The organism is Pandoraea sputorum (assembly GCF_000814845.2).
GTDB lineage: Bacteria > Pseudomonadota > Gammaproteobacteria > Burkholderiales > Burkholderiaceae > Pandoraea > Pandoraea sputorum.
The window spans coordinates 18586-35119 of the sequence record NZ_CP010431.2 but is presented as its reverse complement, the minus strand read 5'-3'; the positions used below and the strand labels follow the sequence as shown (position 1 = coordinate 35119).

Below are 16534 nucleotides of genomic sequence, written 5' to 3'. Positions count from 1 at the left end.
TCACATGGGCTGACAGGCATGCCGACGGATTGACCGACCAATGCGGTGATTCTTACATGACATGCGAGCTGACGTCCGACCACCGATCTGACAATCGATCCGGTAATCAATTACGTCGCGCGATAGTGTTCTGCCATGAAGTCGACGAACCCACGCACTTTCGGATTGACGTGCCGGGTTTGCGGGTAAAGCGCGTAATAGTGACTGCGGCCGAGCGAGTACTGCGGCAAGACACGCACCAGCGTGCCACGCGCCAGTTCCGCGCGCACGGTGCGCTCGGTGAACCCGGCGATACCGGCACCGGCGAGTGAGGCTGAGAAGAGGGCGGTGATGGCGTCGGTCGTGAAGCCGGTATGGAGCGCCACGTGATGGGCCTGTTGGTCCGGGCCGGAGACGATCCACTCACCCGGTGCACCCGGGCCCTTGGCGCCGCCGAAACGCAGGCACCGATGGGTGACGAGATCGTCGGGCGTACGCGGCAGGCCGTAGTGTGAGAGGTAGGTCGGAGACGCGACGAGCACCGTTTCCGACACGGTGAGCAGCTTCGCCATGAGGCTGCTGTCTGCGAGCGGCGCGCTGCTGATACGCAGAGCGGCATCGAATCCTTCGGCCAGAAGATCGACATATTGATCGCTGCACGACAGTGTCAGATCGATGTCGGGATATTGCAGGCGGAATGCGGGTAACCACGCGGGCAATTCGAGCGTGCCGACGGCCAGCGGCACGGTCACCCGCAACGGCCCCACCGGATGTTCGCGTTCGTCCGTCATGGACTCTGTCATGGCGTCGATACGCGCGAGGATGTCGACACAATGCCGGTGATAACGCTCACCGGCATTGGTCAGGGCGAAATGGCGCGTGCTGCGATTGACCAGCGCCACGCCCAGCGTCGCCTCCGTTTGCTTCAACTGACGCGAGACGCTCGAATGCGACATTCCCAGCGCGTCGCCAGCCCCTGAAAAACTCCGGGCTTCGACGAGGGCATGAAAAATGCGCATTGCGAGCAAGTGGTCCATATCGTCTGTGTGCGGCGTGACGTAAGCGAGCGCCGTGAGGCGAATTTCAGCGCTGCGGCAGCTTCAGGATCTGGGCCGTCGTCAGCACATCGCCGAAGGTGTCTTCGATCTCTGCGAGAGCGGCGCGATGGAGCGCGGCGCTCGTGACGCGGGAACCGTCGACGCGCTGGATGTCACGGGTCGCAGACGCATCCGATGCTACCACGACACGATAGCCCAACGGCGCGGCGTCACGGGCGGCACCGGCAACGCAGGCATGCGTCATCAGGCCTGCAATCACCACCGTATCGATGCCCTTCGCCTTGAGGCGTTTGTCGAGATCGGTGCTCGCGAACACGCTCACGGTCGTCTTCTGCAGAACAGTGTCGCGCGCACGCGGTTCGGCGCCGGGCGCGAACTCGACGGTCTTGCCGCCGAGCGCAAAGACGGCGGAGCCAGCCGGGGCCACGTGCTGAATCTGATAGACCTCGATACCGGCACGGTCGGCCATATCGATCAGCTTCTTCGTATTGGCCAGTGCCTGCGCGCGATCCGGGATCGGCATGCGACCGGTGAAGTACTCGTTCTGGAAATCGATCACGATCAGGGCCGTGCGCTTCGGATCGAGATGATCGACGGGCGTCGCGCCGAGCATGGCGCGGATCGTCGGTGCAGGCGCGTTTTTCGATTCGCCTGCAGTGACGGCGGCAGCCGCCATCGAGAGCGACAGTCCGATCGTCGCGAGCTTCAGGGTGCGGAGCAGAAGGTGAGTCATGGGTAAACCTCGGTGGTGATTGATGAGGTGCCCAGTCTAGGGGGATGCATCGCTGCGAACCAGACGGTAACGCGCACAGCATTTGTGCGCCGTCTGCACGGATACCGGTGGGCGGGTGGTGCGATTCAGGCGTACAGAAGAATGTGCGAAGCGCCCCGATAGATGACGTACATGCCGACGAGTACGATCAACGCGCCGGAGAAGTACGGCGCTTTACGCGCGAACTCACCAAACCCGGTCCAGCGACGCGACACATGCCGCACGCTGAGCGCGGCCAGTGCACCGGACGCTACCATCGTCATCGCCAGTCCGATGCTGAAGCACAGCACCAATCCCGCACCGAGTGCGAAGCGCTTGAGTTGCAGGCACAGCAGCAGCACGGTGATCGAGGCGGGGCAGGGCACAAGACCGCCCGTCAGACCGAACATGACGATCTGGCCAGTCGTGACTTCGCGTCCGGCGAAGCGCTTCTCGATGTCGCGGGCGTGCGCGCGCTCGTGGGCATCCTGATAGCCGTCGCCGATGGCGCTCAATACCTGCGGTTGAGCATGCCGATGGTCATGGTCATGGTCATGGTCATGGTCATGGTCATGGTCGGCATGATGGTGCGTATGCTCACGATGACTGTCGCGCCACGTACGCCATAGCATCCATCCCGCCACCATAAGAATCAGAACGCCCGACACCACTTCGAAGTACGGCTCGGACGCTTCGGGGTTCCAGTTACGCCCGAAGTACATGCCTGCCATGGCGACGAGCCAGACCACCGCCGTGTGCGACACCGTTGCCGAAAGACCGAGCAACACCGCCTGTCCGACGGTGCCGCGAACCGCAACGATGAACGCCGCCATCATCGTCTTGGAATGGCCAGGCTCCAAACCGTGCAATGCACCGAGCAGTATTGCGCTCGGAATGAACAGCCAGGCGCTGCCTTGCTGGAGAAGGGTCGGGAAATCGGCCATTTCAGGAGACTCGTTTGGGTTGTGCGATGCTCCGCAATATACTCCCCACCAGTATATTTGTGTTAGGATTTTTTCATTCGATTTTCATGAACAGGGGCGCGACGAGCCGTGCATACGATTCGGGACAAGAACAAGCTATTGGCACGGGTGCGTCGCATTCAAGGGCAGACGCAGGCGTTGGAGCGGCAGTTGAGCGAAGAGGGGGACTGCGTCGAGATCCTCCAGCAGATCGCAGCGATCCGCGGTGCCATCAATGGGCTGATGGGCGCTGTCATCGAGGGCCATCTCGTCGATCACGTCATCCACGAACCGGATCAGGCTCACCGCGAAGCCGAACTGGCCCCCTTACTTCACGTCATCAAGGCTTATCTGAAATGAGCGAAGTCATGCCTCACGAGTCACTGCTTCGCTTCGAAGGACTCACTCGACGTTTCGACGATTTCACGCTTTTCGAGAACCTGCGTTTCAACACCGGCCCCGGTTGCTTCGCGCTACGCGATGAAGGCGGCGGCGGCAAGACCACGCTGCTCGGCATGCTCGCAGGCACCGTCGATGCGGGAGGGGGCAAGGTATGGATCGACGGGCATTCCATGCAGAGCGCCCCCGGCGCGGCAAAGGCCGCGCTGGCGGTCGTACCGTTCGATTGCATGACGGAACCCATGCAAACGGGCCGTGGTTTCCTTGAGCAACGCGCGACACAACGTCAGGTGACGGTGAGCGCAAACGTCCTCGATCTCGCCGAGCGCTTCAGCCTGACGCCCCATATGGAGAAGCGTTTCGAGCAGATGTCGACGGGCACCCGTCGCAAGTTTTATCTGACGGCGGTGTTGTTCGGTGCACCGCGCGTTATCCTCGCAGACGAACCCACCGGCGGCCTCGACGGTCCTTCGCGCGCCGTGCTGATTGATTTGTTTTCTGCGCTTGGCAAGGATCACTGCGTTATGTTCTCGACGCATGACGACGAACTGGCCGAGGGATGTCGGGCGACGCCCCTCGAATTTCCCGCAGCATTCTCGCGATAGGCCGTGCAAGGCCGTTTTCCGGCAAGACGCATCGTCGCTCTCGACGCACGAGAAGGTTCGCCGACGTAAGCACACGGCGAACCCGGAATGCATTTCGAATTATTTGATCCGCATACCGAACGCATCGATGACGGATTTCACGAATGCGTTTTCGACGAGATCGTCCAGCTTGTCATACGTAGTCTGAGAGACGGTCTGGTCCAGATATTTGACGAGCCCCTCATCCGCAGCAAGGCCGAGCGTTGAGGCAAACCATTTGGGCGTCATTTCACTGGAGTCCGACAGTGCCCAATCAACGGCAAACGTAATTACCTCTTTCTTCCCGGCTTCGCTCAACTTTGAAAACGATCCCGGCAACTCGGTCTTGTTGTCGTGGTGATACCTATTACGAATCGCCGTCTGTAAGTCTGTCTTTGCGTTTTCGATGGCCTCATGGGCGTCCGTTACGTCACCGCTCTCTTCGCCTTCTTTCACGTCATCGATTTTCTGATCCGGCTCGCCTGTATCGATCGTTCCCGGACTTGGCCGACTTGTCTTTATCGATACCGCAAGGTGGTGAGCCCCGACGGCATGCGTCGTGACGCATAGCTGAATGTCTCCATTTCCGAGCTGCGGGTGCAGAATCGAGTGACACGCGCCGTGAGACACACGACACAGGTCATCGGCCAGGGGCGGCTTGTCCTGACGAATGGATTCCGATGTGTAGGGCCGCGACGGCATTAGTTCAACCAGATCCGCTGCATGTGTATTCCCGCTTTCAATCTGAGGCATGACTCAACTCCTTTAATGGGTGGGAGTTCCAGATTGGCACCGATAGCGCGGCGCATTTGCGCTTTTCGACACGCAGCTTTGGTAGCGTGAATCAGTGGGCTGGCACTTGGGACATTCGCGACGCAACCGCATGGGGAATGGTCGTGCTGGGTGAAGACCGTTGCGTACTTTTCTCGACGAATGATGACGAACTCGCCGAGGGTTACTTCTGGACTGACAAATGCCCTTCCGTATAAAAAGTTCGCCGGCATCCCGGCGAACTTCATGTCGAATTTGTCAACGCGCCCACACATCCATCAGGAATTCCAAATCAACATTCCATATTGATGAATTCTTTCAACGACGTCCTTCAGGTATCTTATTTTATCGGCCTCAGCCCTGGTACTCTTTGTCACGGTACTCTTCAAATACGGCTGGATAGTCTTATTTCCCGTAAAGCGATTAAACCATTTCTCGGTATTCGCATCGACCGGCGTGAAGACCCACTGAACCGTTAGCTTGGCGACCCTCTTCCTTCCATCTTCATCCAGTAACATGAACGAAGCTGGCATGATCATGTCGTGATGATGCTTCACACCATCACGAACCATTATCCACATCTCCTGTTTGGCGCTTTCCTCCCGCACCTCATTGCCCACACCAGTTGCCGAATGCAATGCGACATTCGTACGTGATGTCGCGTCTGCGGGCAGCTCGCCGGATTTTGTAGGGTCGGGAGGAATCGTTTTTTCCGGTGTGAAATTCGGCACCGAGCCTGTCGTCGCGCTTCGGTTCGAATTCCCTCGAAGCATGTCGTAGTAGTAAATCCCACCGAGGACGTTTATCAATTCCGGGATTTTGCGTACCTCTTTTTCCATTTCCTCTGAAACCGTGTCCTTTAGATACTCCCTGATCATTTCATTTTTTGTCAGGCAATCGAACCACTTTCCCGTATCGCTATTGACCGGAGTTAACGCCCACTCGACGGTCATCTTAGTGACCTGCTTTCGCCCCGCTTCATCCAGTTCAATAAGCGAGTACGGCATGATCATGGTGCGTTCTGCGGCCACACACTCACGAATCACTTGCCACATTTCTTGCTTCGCATTTTCGATCTTCGCCTCCCTATCCACCCGACCTGCCGAACGTGTCTCGATAGTGGTGCTTGAAGAGACAAACGTAGACTTTGACATCGGTAACGACGAGTCGGTAGGTGCCTGAACTGCGGCATTCAGGTCGCGACTCAATTGGACGGTATCGTCCCCTCGGTCCGCCTCGGGTACGACGGTTGATATGGCGGGTGCCGTCACGTTAACGTTTGAAATCGAATCCATGTTCACACTCCTTCAAATTCCATTGATCGGACTTCCAGATTGGCACCGATAGCGCGGCGCACTTGCGCTTTCCGACCCCCAGCTTTGGAACCGTGAATCAACGGGTCCGCACTTGGGACGTTCGCGATGCAACCGCATGGGGAATGGTCTCGATGGACGAAGATCGTTGCGTGCTTTTCTCAACGCAAGATGACGAACTCGCCGAGGGCTGTCAGGCGACGACCCTCGGTTTTTCCGATTTATTGGCTGTATGCGAAACCCACGTAAGCGCGCAGTCAACAGTCGTCGATGGCTTCAAACGTGACCTTGACCTGCCCCCGCACATCCGCCGGGATATCGAGGCGATGGATCAGATTGTCGGGGAAGTTCATGTGGATGGTTCCCGCATCCGATAGCGTCACCCGCTAACCATGTCCAGGCGATCGACGATTTCCTTGATGCGCATCCGGGTATCGTAGTGTTCATGAAACTTGAACTTGTCCATCATGTAGTTGTAATTCCAGGGGGTTAACGTTCCCTTCATATAGCTCTGAAAATCCGGGTTGCCATCGAGGGACTTGAGACGGGGTTCAACTTGTATTCCGCTGATGCCCGGTAGCTTGCCGACAGCGTCCTGAACAACAGATTTCCTTTGATTCTCCGACAGCTTCCAGAATGAAGCTGGCGTGGTGGCCGCTCTGTTGAACGTCATTCCATCAGTCGTCGCCTGCCAGATATCGTCTTTGGCCTGATCGACAATGTTGTTGTAGATTTTCGCGACCATCCCGTAGTTCTTCATCCGCAGTTCGACATAATGTCGAGCCTTTCCGGGAATCTTCGCCAACACGTTGAGAATCTTGTCGTGATCCTCCTTGGACACGGTTCTCTTGAGGTATAGCCTCACATCTCCGTTAGAGGTAAAACGGTTGAACCGATTTTCCGTCTCCTCGTTGACCGGCGTGAACACCCAGTTGACCGTCAACTGGACAACTTGCTTCTTTCCTTCTTCATCCAGCGCCAGAAACGAAGCTGGCGTATTCATGTCGTGTCCGGCAGCCACGCCATCGCGAACGGCCTGCCATACCTCCTGCTTCACTTTTTCGACCGTCGCCGCCCATTCCGTACCGCTTGCCGCGCGCGCAGCGACATTGCTACGCAATACGGCAGGGGCATGCCCCTCTCCCAACGGTGCCGGGTCGGGACGCGCCTGAGCCACGGCACTCAGGTCGGTCGTCAGTCCACCGGCACTTGGTCTGCGCTCTTCCGACTCGACTTGCACGACAGTCGGCGGGACGCCTGTCACCACGTTGTTATTTGAAACCGATTCCATGACCCACTCCTTCAAATTCCGTTAATCGGAGTTCCAGATTGGCACCGATAACGCGGCGCACTTGCGCTTTTCGACCCCCAGCTTTGGTACCGTGAATCACCGGGACGGCACTTGGGATGTTCTCAACGCAACCGCGTGGGGAAGGGTCTCGACGGGTAGCGAATCTCCTCGGGCAACGCCTGTGCCATCATCCGTCTATCGTTTCAAAACGGGAGACGGTCATGAACGGCAAATGGTTTTCGAAGTTTTCGAGCTACCTATCCACAGTGACCGGGCGCCCGGTCTCGTTCGTCCTGGCGGTCGGACTGGTGCTGATCTGGGCGGTGACCGGACCGCTGTTCGGCTACAGCGACACGTGGCAACTGGTCATCAACACGTCGACCACCATCGTCACCTTCCTGATGGTCTTCCTCATTCAGAACACCCAGAACCGCGATACGGCGGCCATGCACATCAAGCTCGACGAGTTGATCCGTGCGATGGAAGGCGCGCACAACGCCTTGCTCGATCTCGAAGAACTCGACGAAAAAGAACTGTCCCGTTTCCGCAAGCGCTACGAAGCGCTTGCTAACGAGGCACGCATTGCGCTTAAAAAGGGAAACCCCGATACAGATTCGCCGTTCGTCGACGAAGACGATCACGACGATGACGATGCGCCTGGCGCAAAGCCATCGACGTTTCAACGACCGAAATGAGAAATCTCGAACCAGCGGCAGAGGGCACCGTTGAAGGGCATCGGACCCAGCGTTGAAGGGCAGCACAGGGGCGTTGATTCCTGCTCATTAAAGTTATTGCGCCGTTGAGCCGTAAGCGCAGAGAGCAAGGACGTAATGGAAGTAGCAGATTCACTGTTTCGCTGCAACGGCACCCCCAATTGCCCGAGCGGCCGCCCCCAATCCACGGCTCGCTTACGGGCCTATCGATGAAAGCCCATGAAAGTCACTTCGTTGCGAACCCGGATTCTGCTCATCACCTGTCTGACGGTCGTGGGCGCGCTGATCCTCTCAGGCGTTACGACCTACGTGATCGTGCGCGACAGCATGATGTCGAGCATCGAGCACACGCTCTCGGCCGTGGCTAACGGCAACGCAGGTACCGTCGAGCGCTGGGCGGCCGACAAGGCGCAGGCGGTCGTCGCCACCTCGCAAGTGGTGGAAAAGGGCGATCCGACCGGCCTCGTGAAGCTCATGGGCAAGACCAACGACTTCCCGATCACCAGCATCGGCTGGTCGGACAAGACGTTCTTCTCCACCGCGCCCACCCCGGCGGACTACGATCCGACGGCCCGCCCCTGGTACAAGAGCGCGGTCGCGGCCGGTAAGCTGACCGTCACCAAGCCGTACGGCGATTCGTCGACGGGCATTCCTTACGTAGCCTTCACCGCGCCGCTCGTGCGTGACGGTCAGACGACCGGTGCGATCAGCGGTGCGGTGGCGCTCACCGGCGTGCAGGACATCATCAAGGCCGTTCACCCCACGCCGTCGAGCCTCGCGCTGGTCGTCGCCAGCGACGGGCAGGTGATCGCTCACCCGGACAGCAAGTACTCGCTCAAGCCGTCGACCGACGTTTCCGCCGCGCTCACCGCCGACGCTCTGCCCGGTATGGCGGCCGACGGCGCCGCACCGGTCTCGATGGAACTGTCCGGCGCGCTCAAGCTGCTCAAGGCCAAACGCATTCCCGGCACGGACTGGTATCTGGTGGTCGCGCTCGACCGCGCGGAAGCCACGTCGGGTCTCACGCACGTGCTCACGGCCACCATCGTCACGCTGGTGGTCCTCACGCTCGTTGCCTTGCTCATCGCCTCGATCTTCACGTCGCGCGCCTTCAAGCGCCTGTCGATCGTGCGCGACGCGATGGACACCATCGGCTCGGGCGACGGTGACATGACCCAGCGTCTGGATGTGACCGGTCACGACGAAGTCGCGCAAATCTCGAAGTCCTTCAATGCCTTCGTCGACAAGATCAGCTCGGTCATGCTCGACGTGCGCACCGGCGTGTCGTCGATGACGTCGGCGACAAGCGAGATCGAAATGGGCAACCGCGATCTGTCGCAGCGCACCGAGGCATCGGCCGGGTCGTTGCAGGAGACGTCGTCCGCGCTCACAGAGCTGACGTCGAGCGTCAAGCAGACGGCCGACACCGCCGAGCATGCGACGCGTCTGGCCAACGACGCGAGCGCCGCCGCCGCACGCGGGGGCCAGGTCGTCACCGACGCCGTGGGCACGATGGCCGCCATTACGCAGTCGTCGGAGCGAATTACGGAAATCATCAGCGTGATCGACGGCATTGCCTTCCAGACGAACATCCTCGCGCTCAACGCCGCCGTGGAAGCGGCGCGCGCGGGCGAGCAGGGCCGCGGCTTTGCAGTGGTCGCCGGAGAAGTGCGTACGCTGGCGCAACGCAGCGCCGCCGCTGCACAGGAAATCAAGGGCCTGATCGAGACGTCCGTTCAGAACGTGAAGAGCGGCACAGAACGCGTGCAGGCGGCCGGCACGACGATGCATGAGATCGTCGACGGCATCACGCGCGTCCAGCGTCTGGTGAGCGAGATTCACAGCGCGATGACCGAGCAAAGCGCGGGCATCAGTCAGATCGATCGGTCGGTGTCGGAGATGGATCAGGCGACGCAGCAGAACGCCGCGCTGGTGGAAGAGTCGGCGGCCGCGTCGGCCATGCTCAGCGAGCAGGCGCGCATGCTGGCAGAGACGGTGGCCCGCTTCCGTCTGCGCGAAGGACACTCTGCGGATTCGCACGGCTTTGGCGGTGCCCACACGCCGGCGCTGGCGGTGGTCGGCGGGTCGCAACGGCTGGCGGCCTGAGATATACCGCACGTATATCCGTCAAGTTGGTGTGTCGATAGTGAGCGCGTCGCGCGCGCAAGACGGTTGTGCGGCGCGCGAAGCATTCACAAAATCCAATTTTCCCGTTACAATCGCGCTCCCTTGCAGGACAAAGCCGACGTGGTGAAATTGGTAGACACGCTATCTTGAGGGGGTAGTGGCGAAAGCTGTGCGAGTTCGAGTCTCGCCGTCGGCACCAAGGTTTAAGAAGGCAGAAGATCGAAAGGTCTTCTGCCTTTTTCGTTTTCTGTGTCGCGCTTATTCAACGCGTTCCCCGTCGCCAGTCACCGCAGCATGCCAGCCCGGCGCAGCAGCCGTTGCACCAGCGGCCAGTGCTCGCGCGAGAACTTCCCCAGACCGACCCGGTGCCAGTGACGTTGCACCGCCGCACGCCCGTCAGGGCCATCCGTCAAAAAGCATTCGAGCGCGGCGGGGCGAAGGCGCATGTCGATCCTGCCGAACTTCTGCATCAGAAACCCGAACAGCGTGTAGCGGCCATGCCCGCCCGGCATCCACTTTTGCCATCGGGCGACGAACGCGCGCCAGGCGGGCGTGCCGCTCCCGCGCTGCACGGCACAGATCCATTGCGTGATGATGTCGTTGTACGCATCATCGCCCAGTCCCAGAAAATCGGTCTGAAAGCGAAACGCCGTGTCGGTGTCAGGCGGCACGATGGGAAACGGCAGTGACCACGATGGTCCAGGGACATTGAACGCACCTTCGAGATCGCACGCCACATCTGGCGTCAGGCTCCCGCGGCACCATTCCTCCGCATCGGACGGCAGTACGAGACTAAGGTCAGGAATCGGCGACAGCATCATGGGCGAAAACTCCTCAGCGATAGTCGGCCCACGATGCCACGCGCGGGCCAACGCACTTTACGGATCCGTCACGGGATTTCGCGAATCCGGCGGAAGCCGGGAATATGCCCATCAAAGCGCGCGGGAAAGCGCGCAATTCGGAAGCTTCGGAAGCTTCGGCGCGAGGAGGGGGATCGCACCGCCCCTCGCCCATGCGTGCCGGATCGCGTCAGGCGTGTTGCCTGGGCTCAGTCGAACTTGCGTCCTCGCGTCTCCGGCATCTTCAGATACACAACGAGCGAAATCGCCGCGCAGATCGTCACGTACCAATAGAAATACGACTCGTGGCCGCTCGCCTTGAAACGCAGCGCGACAAACTCCGTCGTGCCGCCGAGAATCGCTGTCGTCAGCGCGTACGGGAAGCCCACGGCGAGCGCGCGAATGCGCGGTGGGAACAGTTCGGTTTTCGCCAGCATGTGCACCGACGTAAAACCTGAGAGCATGACAAGACCGGCGAACGACAGCGCAAACGCCACCAGCGGGTCTTTCGTGTGGGCGAGTGCCGTGAAGAGCGGCACGGAGAAGAGCGTGGTGCTCACACCGAAGATCATCAGCACCTTGCGACGCCCGATCACGTCCGACAGCAGCCCGAACAGCGGTTGCAGCGGCATGTACAGCAGCAACGCGAGCGTGAAGACGAACGTCGACGATTCTTTCGACAGCCCGACCGAATTCACCAGAAACTTCTGCATATAGACGGTGAACGTGTAGAACGCGACCGTGCCGCCAATCGTGATGCCGATGGCCAGCAGAATCTGCGGCCAGTGCGCGAACACCTCGCGTGCAATCGACGTCTCGCGCTTCTTCGCACTATCGACGAACGCCTCGCTCTCCGTCACGTTGCGACGCATGTACAGCGCGAACAGGGCCAGCACACCGCCCAGCACGAACGGGATACGCCACCCCCAGTGTTCGATCTGCTCGGCCGTCAGCAACCAGCGCTGCATCACCAGCATGAGCCCCAGTGCGACGAGTTGCCCCGCCACCACGCTCACTTGCAGGAAGCCGAGGAAGAAGCCCTTGCGGTTCTCCGGCGCGACTTCGCTCAGATACGTCGCGCTGGTGCCGTACTCGCCGCCCATCGACAAGCCTTGCAGCAAGCGCGCCGCGATCAGCACGATGGGCGCGAAGATGCCAATGGTCGCGTAGCCGGGTGTGAGCGCGATCATCATCGAGCCGACGCTCATCGCCAGCACCGAGCCCGTGAGAGCCGCCTTACGGCCGCGACGGTCGGCGTACAGTCCGATAAGCCAGCTGCCCAGCGGACGCGCCACATAACCGACTGCCGCAATGGCCGCCGTGTTCATCAGCTGGACGGTCGGGTTATCGCCCGGGAAAAACGCCTTGGCAAAGTAGATCGAGAAGATGCTGTACGCGAGAAAGTCGTACCACTCGATGAGGTTGCCCGCGAGGCCGCCGACGATGGAGCCGATTTTGACGGGGGCGCGAGTGGTGGCGGTGGAAACGTTGTGGGAATGCGGTTGACGTGCGGCGAGGGAATCCGAGGGGGGCGTCACAATCTGTCTCCGATACTTTTTGTTTGATGCCGTCTTGCAGTGATGCGAAATTGCGGCAATGCGGTGCGACTTGAGGAATACGGGTGACGTAACCGACGCGGCACGTCACCCTCTTGCGAATGTCGAAAGCGGTGCCGGTCAGTCGGCGGCGTACTTTTTGTCGAGGGCGTCGTAGAACGGCTTGTTCACCAGACGCTGACGCTCCGCAAACGGCACCACCAGCGACGGGTCTTCGTCCAGACGTCCGCTGTCGCGCAGCGTGCCAAGCGCCTTCTGCATACCGAGCACGGCGCTTTGCAGCGCGGCGTTCGCATACAGCACGATGCCGTAGCCCAGTTCGGCCAGACGCGGCTGTGACTGCGTCGGCGTCTTTCCGCCGATGACGATGTTGATCAGTTGCGGACGGTCGAACAGGGCGGGCAGACGTTCGATGTCGGCCAGCGTCTCCGTCGCTTCGATGAAGAGGATGTCGGCACCGGCTTCGATGAAACGACGGCCGCGCTCGATGGCCGCTTCGATGCCTTCGACAGCGGCCGCATCGGTGCGCGCGATGATTTGCAGGTTGCCGTCTTCGCGGGCATCGACGGCGGCGCGGAGCTTACCCACCATCTCGTCGGCGGAGATCACGGCCTTGCCGTTGAAATGACCGCACTTCTTGGGCAGCACCTGATCTTCGAACTGGATGGCGTCCGCGCCGCTGCGCTCCAGCACGCGCACCGTGTGACGCACGTTCAGCGCGTTGCCGAAGCCGGTGTCGGCGTCGACGATGATCGGCAGCGACACGGCGTCGCGCACGCGCGCCGTGTGTTCGGCCATCTCGGACAGTCCGACGAATGCCAGATCGGGCAGTCCGAGCGACATGTTGGTGACGCCCGCGCCAGTCAGATAAAGCGCCTCGAAACCGGCGTCTTCGATGACGCGTGCCGAGAGGGCATTGAAAGCGCCGGGCACGAGCAACCCCTGACGGGCCTCGACTTTATGGCGGAATTCGGCGCGGCGTTGTGCAGTCGCGGTAGTCATGATGACGGTCTCCGTGTGAGTTATCGGTAAATGGAGAGACGGTTCGCAATCTGCGTGCCAGACGTGACGTCACTTGAGAATGCCGAAAATTCCGCCATCGAATCAGCGACTTGCGCTGGGCAGTCCGCTTTTTTCGGATGTGGCAAAATCGGCGAACAGAATTTGGAACGTTTCATGAAACGCTAGTGAAACGTTCCAGCAAGCCGTCAGAGCAGTTCGGAGATAACGTCATGCCCCCCAGCCATTCCGGCGCGCCCGCGCCGCTCGATCCGCGCTCCCGTCGCCCGGGCATCGCGCTCGTGAGCATCAGCCGCTTGCAGACGCTTTGCGAGACGGTCGCCCCGCGTTACACCGACCGCGCACGCTTTTACTCCGTACGTGAAGGCTATGGCGCAGCGGTCACGGCGTTGCAGTCGTATGTCGAGTCGGGCGCGGTCGACGTGGTGCTCGCTGCCGGGTCGAACGGCGCGTATCTGCGCGAGAACCTTTCGGTGCCGGTCGTGACAGTCAAGGTCAACGGCTTCGACGTGCTCAGCGCCATCACGCGTGCGACGACGACCTGGCCCGACCAGCCGCTCGGCCTCGTGCTGCACGAAACCGTCTCGCGCGAACTGGATGACCTCGGGCAGTTGCTCAAGATCCAGATCCGTCAGCGTGCGTATCGCTCCGTCGACGAGGTGCAAGACGCCGTCGACACGCTGGCCGCGCAGGGCTGCAAGGTCATCATCGGCCCCGGTATGGCGTGCGACTTTGCGCAGGAGGCCGGGCTCGAGCACGTCTTCCTCTATTCGCTCGGCGCGGTGGAAGAAGCCTTCGAGCGCTCGGTGGAACTCGCCCGCGTGAGCCGCGAGAAAGAATCGAAACGCATGCGTCTGAACACCATCGTGGCGCACATGCGCGACGGCGTCGCGGCGTTCGACGACAACGGTCAGCTCGAAGCGGTGAATCCGGCGATGTTCACGCTGCTGGGTATCGACGCCGAGCGGGTTGCCACGCACGGCGCGCGCCAGTTCGAACTCACTCGCAAGCTTGGACCGTTGCTGCGCGAATTGTCGGACGATGGCGTCGCCGTCGAGGAGCGGCTGGCGCATATCGACGGGCGTACGTTCATCACGAGTTGCGTGCCGATCTACGAGCACGGCATGCGCTCGGGGGCAGTGGTCACCGTGCAGGACGCACAGATGGCGCAGCGCATCGACCGGTCGCTTCGCACGACGCAGCGCCCGAAGCATCTCGTGGCGAAGCATGAGCTTGCCGAACTGGTCGGCGACTCGCCGCAGATCGAGAAGGTGCGACGGCTCGCCCGCGCGGGGGCCGCGCACGACGCGACGGTGCTGCTAACGGGCGAGAGCGGTACCGGCAAGGAACTGGTGGCGCAGGGCATTCATAACGCGAGCGCGCGACGCGGCAATCCGTTCGTCGCCTTCAACTGTGCGGCGTTGCCGGAGGGGCTGATCGAGAGCGAGTTGTTCGGGCACGACGAGGGGGCGTTCACGGGGGCGCGCCGCGGCGGCAAGGCCGGGCTGTTCGAGATCGCGCACACGGGGACCATCTTTCTCGACGAGATTGGCGAGATGCCAGCGGCGATGCAAAGCCGCCTGCTGCGCGTGTTGCAGGAGCGCGAGGTGATGCGGCTGGGGTCGGGGCGTCCGGTGCCGGTAGACGTGCGCGTGATCGCCGCCACGCATCGCGATCTCAACGCGCTGGTCGCCGAGGGACGTTTCCGTGCCGATCTCTACTTCCGTCTGAATCTTCTGCAAGTGACGCTGCCAGCGCTGCGAGAGCGTCGCGACGACATTCGTCTGCTCGCGCAGACATTGCTCGCGCGAAACGCTGCGCATTACGGGTTGGACGCCCGGGCATCGAAACCCATTCTCGACGTGCTCGCACCGCTGTTCGATCGCTATGACTGGCCGGGCAACGTGCGCGAACTGGAGAATCTGTTGGCCCGCGCGGCCATCTATCTCGATACCGACGTCGCGCGTCATGCGCAGACGCTTCACGAGGTGTTTCCGGAGTTGGCGCGACTCGGCACGCAGAAGCGCGGAGGCGATAAGCAATTGCTGGCGTCGACATCGCCGGACGTCACCGCACGTGAGGCCGTCACGCGCGACGCCGCACTTGCCGCCCTGCAAGCCGCTGGCGGCAACCGCGCCGCCGCCGCCCGCGCGCTGGGCATCGGTCGCACGACGTTCTGGCGATTGATGAAATCCGGCGAATGAGCTTGGCACGCAAGAACGATCAAATCGGCGTGTCAGCGTTGCCCTATAGTCATGCCGACACGTTCTCGGAAATGCCATGCATCCGGTTGCCAAAGCACTCTGGTTTATCGAAGTCCGGTTGGGTGACGCGCTCACGCTCGATCACGTCGCCGACGCAAGCGAGATGACTCGCTTCTCGCTCTCACGTCTGTTCTCCGTCACCACCGGATGGCCAGTGATGCGATATGTGCGCGCCCGTCGTCTGACGCGCGCAGCGTACGCGCTGGTCGACGGTGCGCCGGAGATTCTCGGTGTGGCGTTGGATGCAGGTTATGGCTCTCACGAGGCGTTCACACGCGCGTTCTCCGACGCTTTCGGCATCACGCCCGAGCAGTTGCGCGCGCGTCGTCACCTCGATGGCTTGAAACTCGTGGAGCCCCTTCGTATGAAAGAGATCGAGTTCGTCCCCCTTGCCCCGCCGCGCTTTGAGACACCTGCTCCCTTGCTGATTGCGGGCATGAGCGACCGTTTTACGTTCGCCACCAACGAGGGCATTCCCGCACTTTGGCAAGCCTTCGGTCCTCATATCGGTCACGTGCCGGATCAGGTGAGCGATGTGACGTATGGCGTGTGCTGCAACCCCGATGGCGACGGTGGATTTGAATACATCGCCGGAGTGGAAGTGACGCGCCGTGATCGCTTGCCCGCGTCGTTCCGCTGTGTGGAGATTCCGGCGGTACGCTTCGCCGTGTTCGAACACAAGGCGCACATTTCGACGATTCACAAGACCGTCTACACGATCTGGCATCAGTGGCTGCCACAGTCGGGACTGCAAGCCGCCGACGCGCCCGACTTCGAGCGCTACAGCGCCGATTTCGACCCTGTCACCGGCACGGGAACGCTGGAGATCTGGATACCGGTGCTGGGGTGATGTTGCGGGCGAAGCGAT

16 protein-coding genes and 1 tRNA gene are annotated in these 16534 nt (G+C 61.0%); 8 read left to right on the top strand and 9 right to left on the bottom strand.

What is annotated here, in order from left to right:
- Positions 1–110 precede the first annotated feature (110 nt).
- The 3 genes from NA29_RS00155 to NA29_RS00145 form a co-directional block, all read right to left on the bottom strand.
- Entirely contained in the window at positions 111–998 is an 888-nt protein-coding gene (locus NA29_RS00155) for a LysR family transcriptional regulator (RefSeq protein WP_231965209.1), read from the bottom strand.
- A 64-nt stretch (positions 999–1062) separates the two neighbouring features.
- Positions 1063–1770: a cysteine hydrolase family protein gene (locus NA29_RS00150; RefSeq protein WP_052252403.1), complete on the bottom strand. Its 708-nt coding sequence runs from the start codon at positions 1768–1770 to the stop codon at positions 1063–1065.
- A 125-nt stretch (positions 1771–1895) separates the two neighbouring features.
- Entirely contained in the window at positions 1896–2732 is an 837-nt protein-coding gene (locus NA29_RS00145; RefSeq protein ID WP_039394340.1) for a nickel/cobalt efflux protein RcnA, read from the bottom strand.
- A gap of 108 nt (positions 2733–2840) precedes the next feature.
- Here NA29_RS00145 and NA29_RS00140 point away from each other — a divergent pair, with 108 nt between their 5' ends.
- Together NA29_RS00140 and NA29_RS00135 are read left to right on the top strand one after the other, a co-directional pair.
- Positions 2841–3110 (top strand): metal/formaldehyde-sensitive transcriptional repressor, encoded by a 270-nt coding sequence (locus tag NA29_RS00140; RefSeq protein ID WP_039394337.1) that lies wholly within the window; start codon positions 2841–2843, stop codon positions 3108–3110.
- Between the two features lie 8 nt (positions 3111–3118).
- A complete protein-coding gene (locus NA29_RS00135; RefSeq protein WP_224786746.1) occupies positions 3119–3754 on the top strand; it encodes an ABC transporter ATP-binding protein in 636 nt (211 codons plus the stop codon).
- A gap of 99 nt (positions 3755–3853) precedes the next feature.
- On the opposite strand, the gene NA29_RS00130 is transcribed toward NA29_RS00135, so the two are convergent.
- Positions 3854–4525, bottom strand: a complete 672-nt coding sequence (locus NA29_RS00130; RefSeq protein ID WP_039394334.1) for a hypothetical protein — start codon at positions 4523–4525, stop codon at positions 3854–3856.
- Between the two features lie 296 nt (positions 4526–4821).
- Positions 4822–5838 (bottom strand): hypothetical protein, encoded by a 1017-nt coding sequence (locus NA29_RS00125; protein ID WP_039394330.1) that lies wholly within the window; start codon positions 5836–5838, stop codon positions 4822–4824.
- 152 nt (positions 5839–5990) lie between these two features.
- Here NA29_RS00125 and NA29_RS00120 point away from each other — a divergent pair, with 152 nt between their 5' ends.
- Positions 5991–6233 (top strand): hypothetical protein, encoded by a 243-nt coding sequence (locus NA29_RS00120; RefSeq protein ID WP_150777187.1) that lies wholly within the window; start codon positions 5991–5993, stop codon positions 6231–6233.
- A 2-nt stretch (positions 6234–6235) separates the two neighbouring features.
- On the opposite strand, the gene NA29_RS00115 is transcribed toward NA29_RS00120, so the two are convergent.
- Positions 6236–7147 (bottom strand): hypothetical protein, encoded by a 912-nt coding sequence (locus tag NA29_RS00115; RefSeq protein WP_039394325.1) that lies wholly within the window; start codon positions 7145–7147, stop codon positions 6236–6238.
- Positions 7148–7368: 221 nt separating this feature from the next.
- Here NA29_RS00115 and NA29_RS00110 point away from each other — a divergent pair, with 221 nt between their 5' ends.
- The 3 genes from NA29_RS00110 (at position 7369) to NA29_RS00100 (ending at position 10186) form a co-directional block, all read left to right on the top strand.
- Positions 7369–7842, top strand: coding sequence for a low affinity iron permease family protein (locus tag NA29_RS00110; protein WP_039394321.1), 474 nt, complete (start codon positions 7369–7371; stop codon positions 7840–7842).
- A 237-nt stretch (positions 7843–8079) separates the two neighbouring features.
- Positions 8080–9966: a methyl-accepting chemotaxis protein gene (locus NA29_RS00105; RefSeq protein WP_039394316.1), complete on the top strand. Its 1887-nt coding sequence runs from the start codon at positions 8080–8082 to the stop codon at positions 9964–9966.
- A gap of 135 nt (positions 9967–10101) precedes the next feature.
- Positions 10102–10186 (top strand) — tRNA-Leu (locus NA29_RS00100).
- Between the two features lie 85 nt (positions 10187–10271).
- Here the strand turns inward: NA29_RS00100 and NA29_RS00095 are convergent.
- The 3 genes from NA29_RS00095 to NA29_RS00085 form a co-directional block, all read right to left on the bottom strand.
- Entirely contained in the window at positions 10272–10808 is a 537-nt protein-coding gene (locus NA29_RS00095) for a hypothetical protein (RefSeq protein ID WP_039394313.1), read from the bottom strand.
- 227 nt (positions 10809–11035) lie between these two features.
- On the bottom strand, positions 11036–12367 hold the full coding sequence (locus NA29_RS00090) for an MFS transporter (RefSeq protein ID WP_371328982.1): 1332 nt from the start codon (positions 12365–12367) through the stop codon (positions 11036–11038).
- A gap of 135 nt (positions 12368–12502) precedes the next feature.
- The gene (locus NA29_RS00085; RefSeq protein WP_039394310.1) at positions 12503–13384 is read right to left on the bottom strand and encodes an isocitrate lyase/PEP mutase family protein; all 882 of its coding nucleotides are present in this window, start codon (positions 13382–13384) and stop codon (positions 12503–12505) included.
- A 230-nt stretch (positions 13385–13614) separates the two neighbouring features.
- Between NA29_RS00085 and prpR the strand changes: the two genes are divergently transcribed.
- Entirely contained in the window at positions 13615–15606 is a 1992-nt protein-coding gene (gene prpR, locus NA29_RS00080) for a propionate catabolism operon regulatory protein PrpR (protein ID WP_039394306.1), read from the top strand.
- Between the two features lie 76 nt (positions 15607–15682).
- Positions 15683–16516 carry an AraC family transcriptional regulator gene (locus NA29_RS00075; protein ID WP_039394304.1) on the top strand — a complete coding sequence of 278 codons (834 nt, stop codon included), beginning with the start codon at positions 15683–15685 and terminating at the stop codon, positions 16514–16516.
- Positions 16517–16534 lie beyond the last annotated feature (18 nt).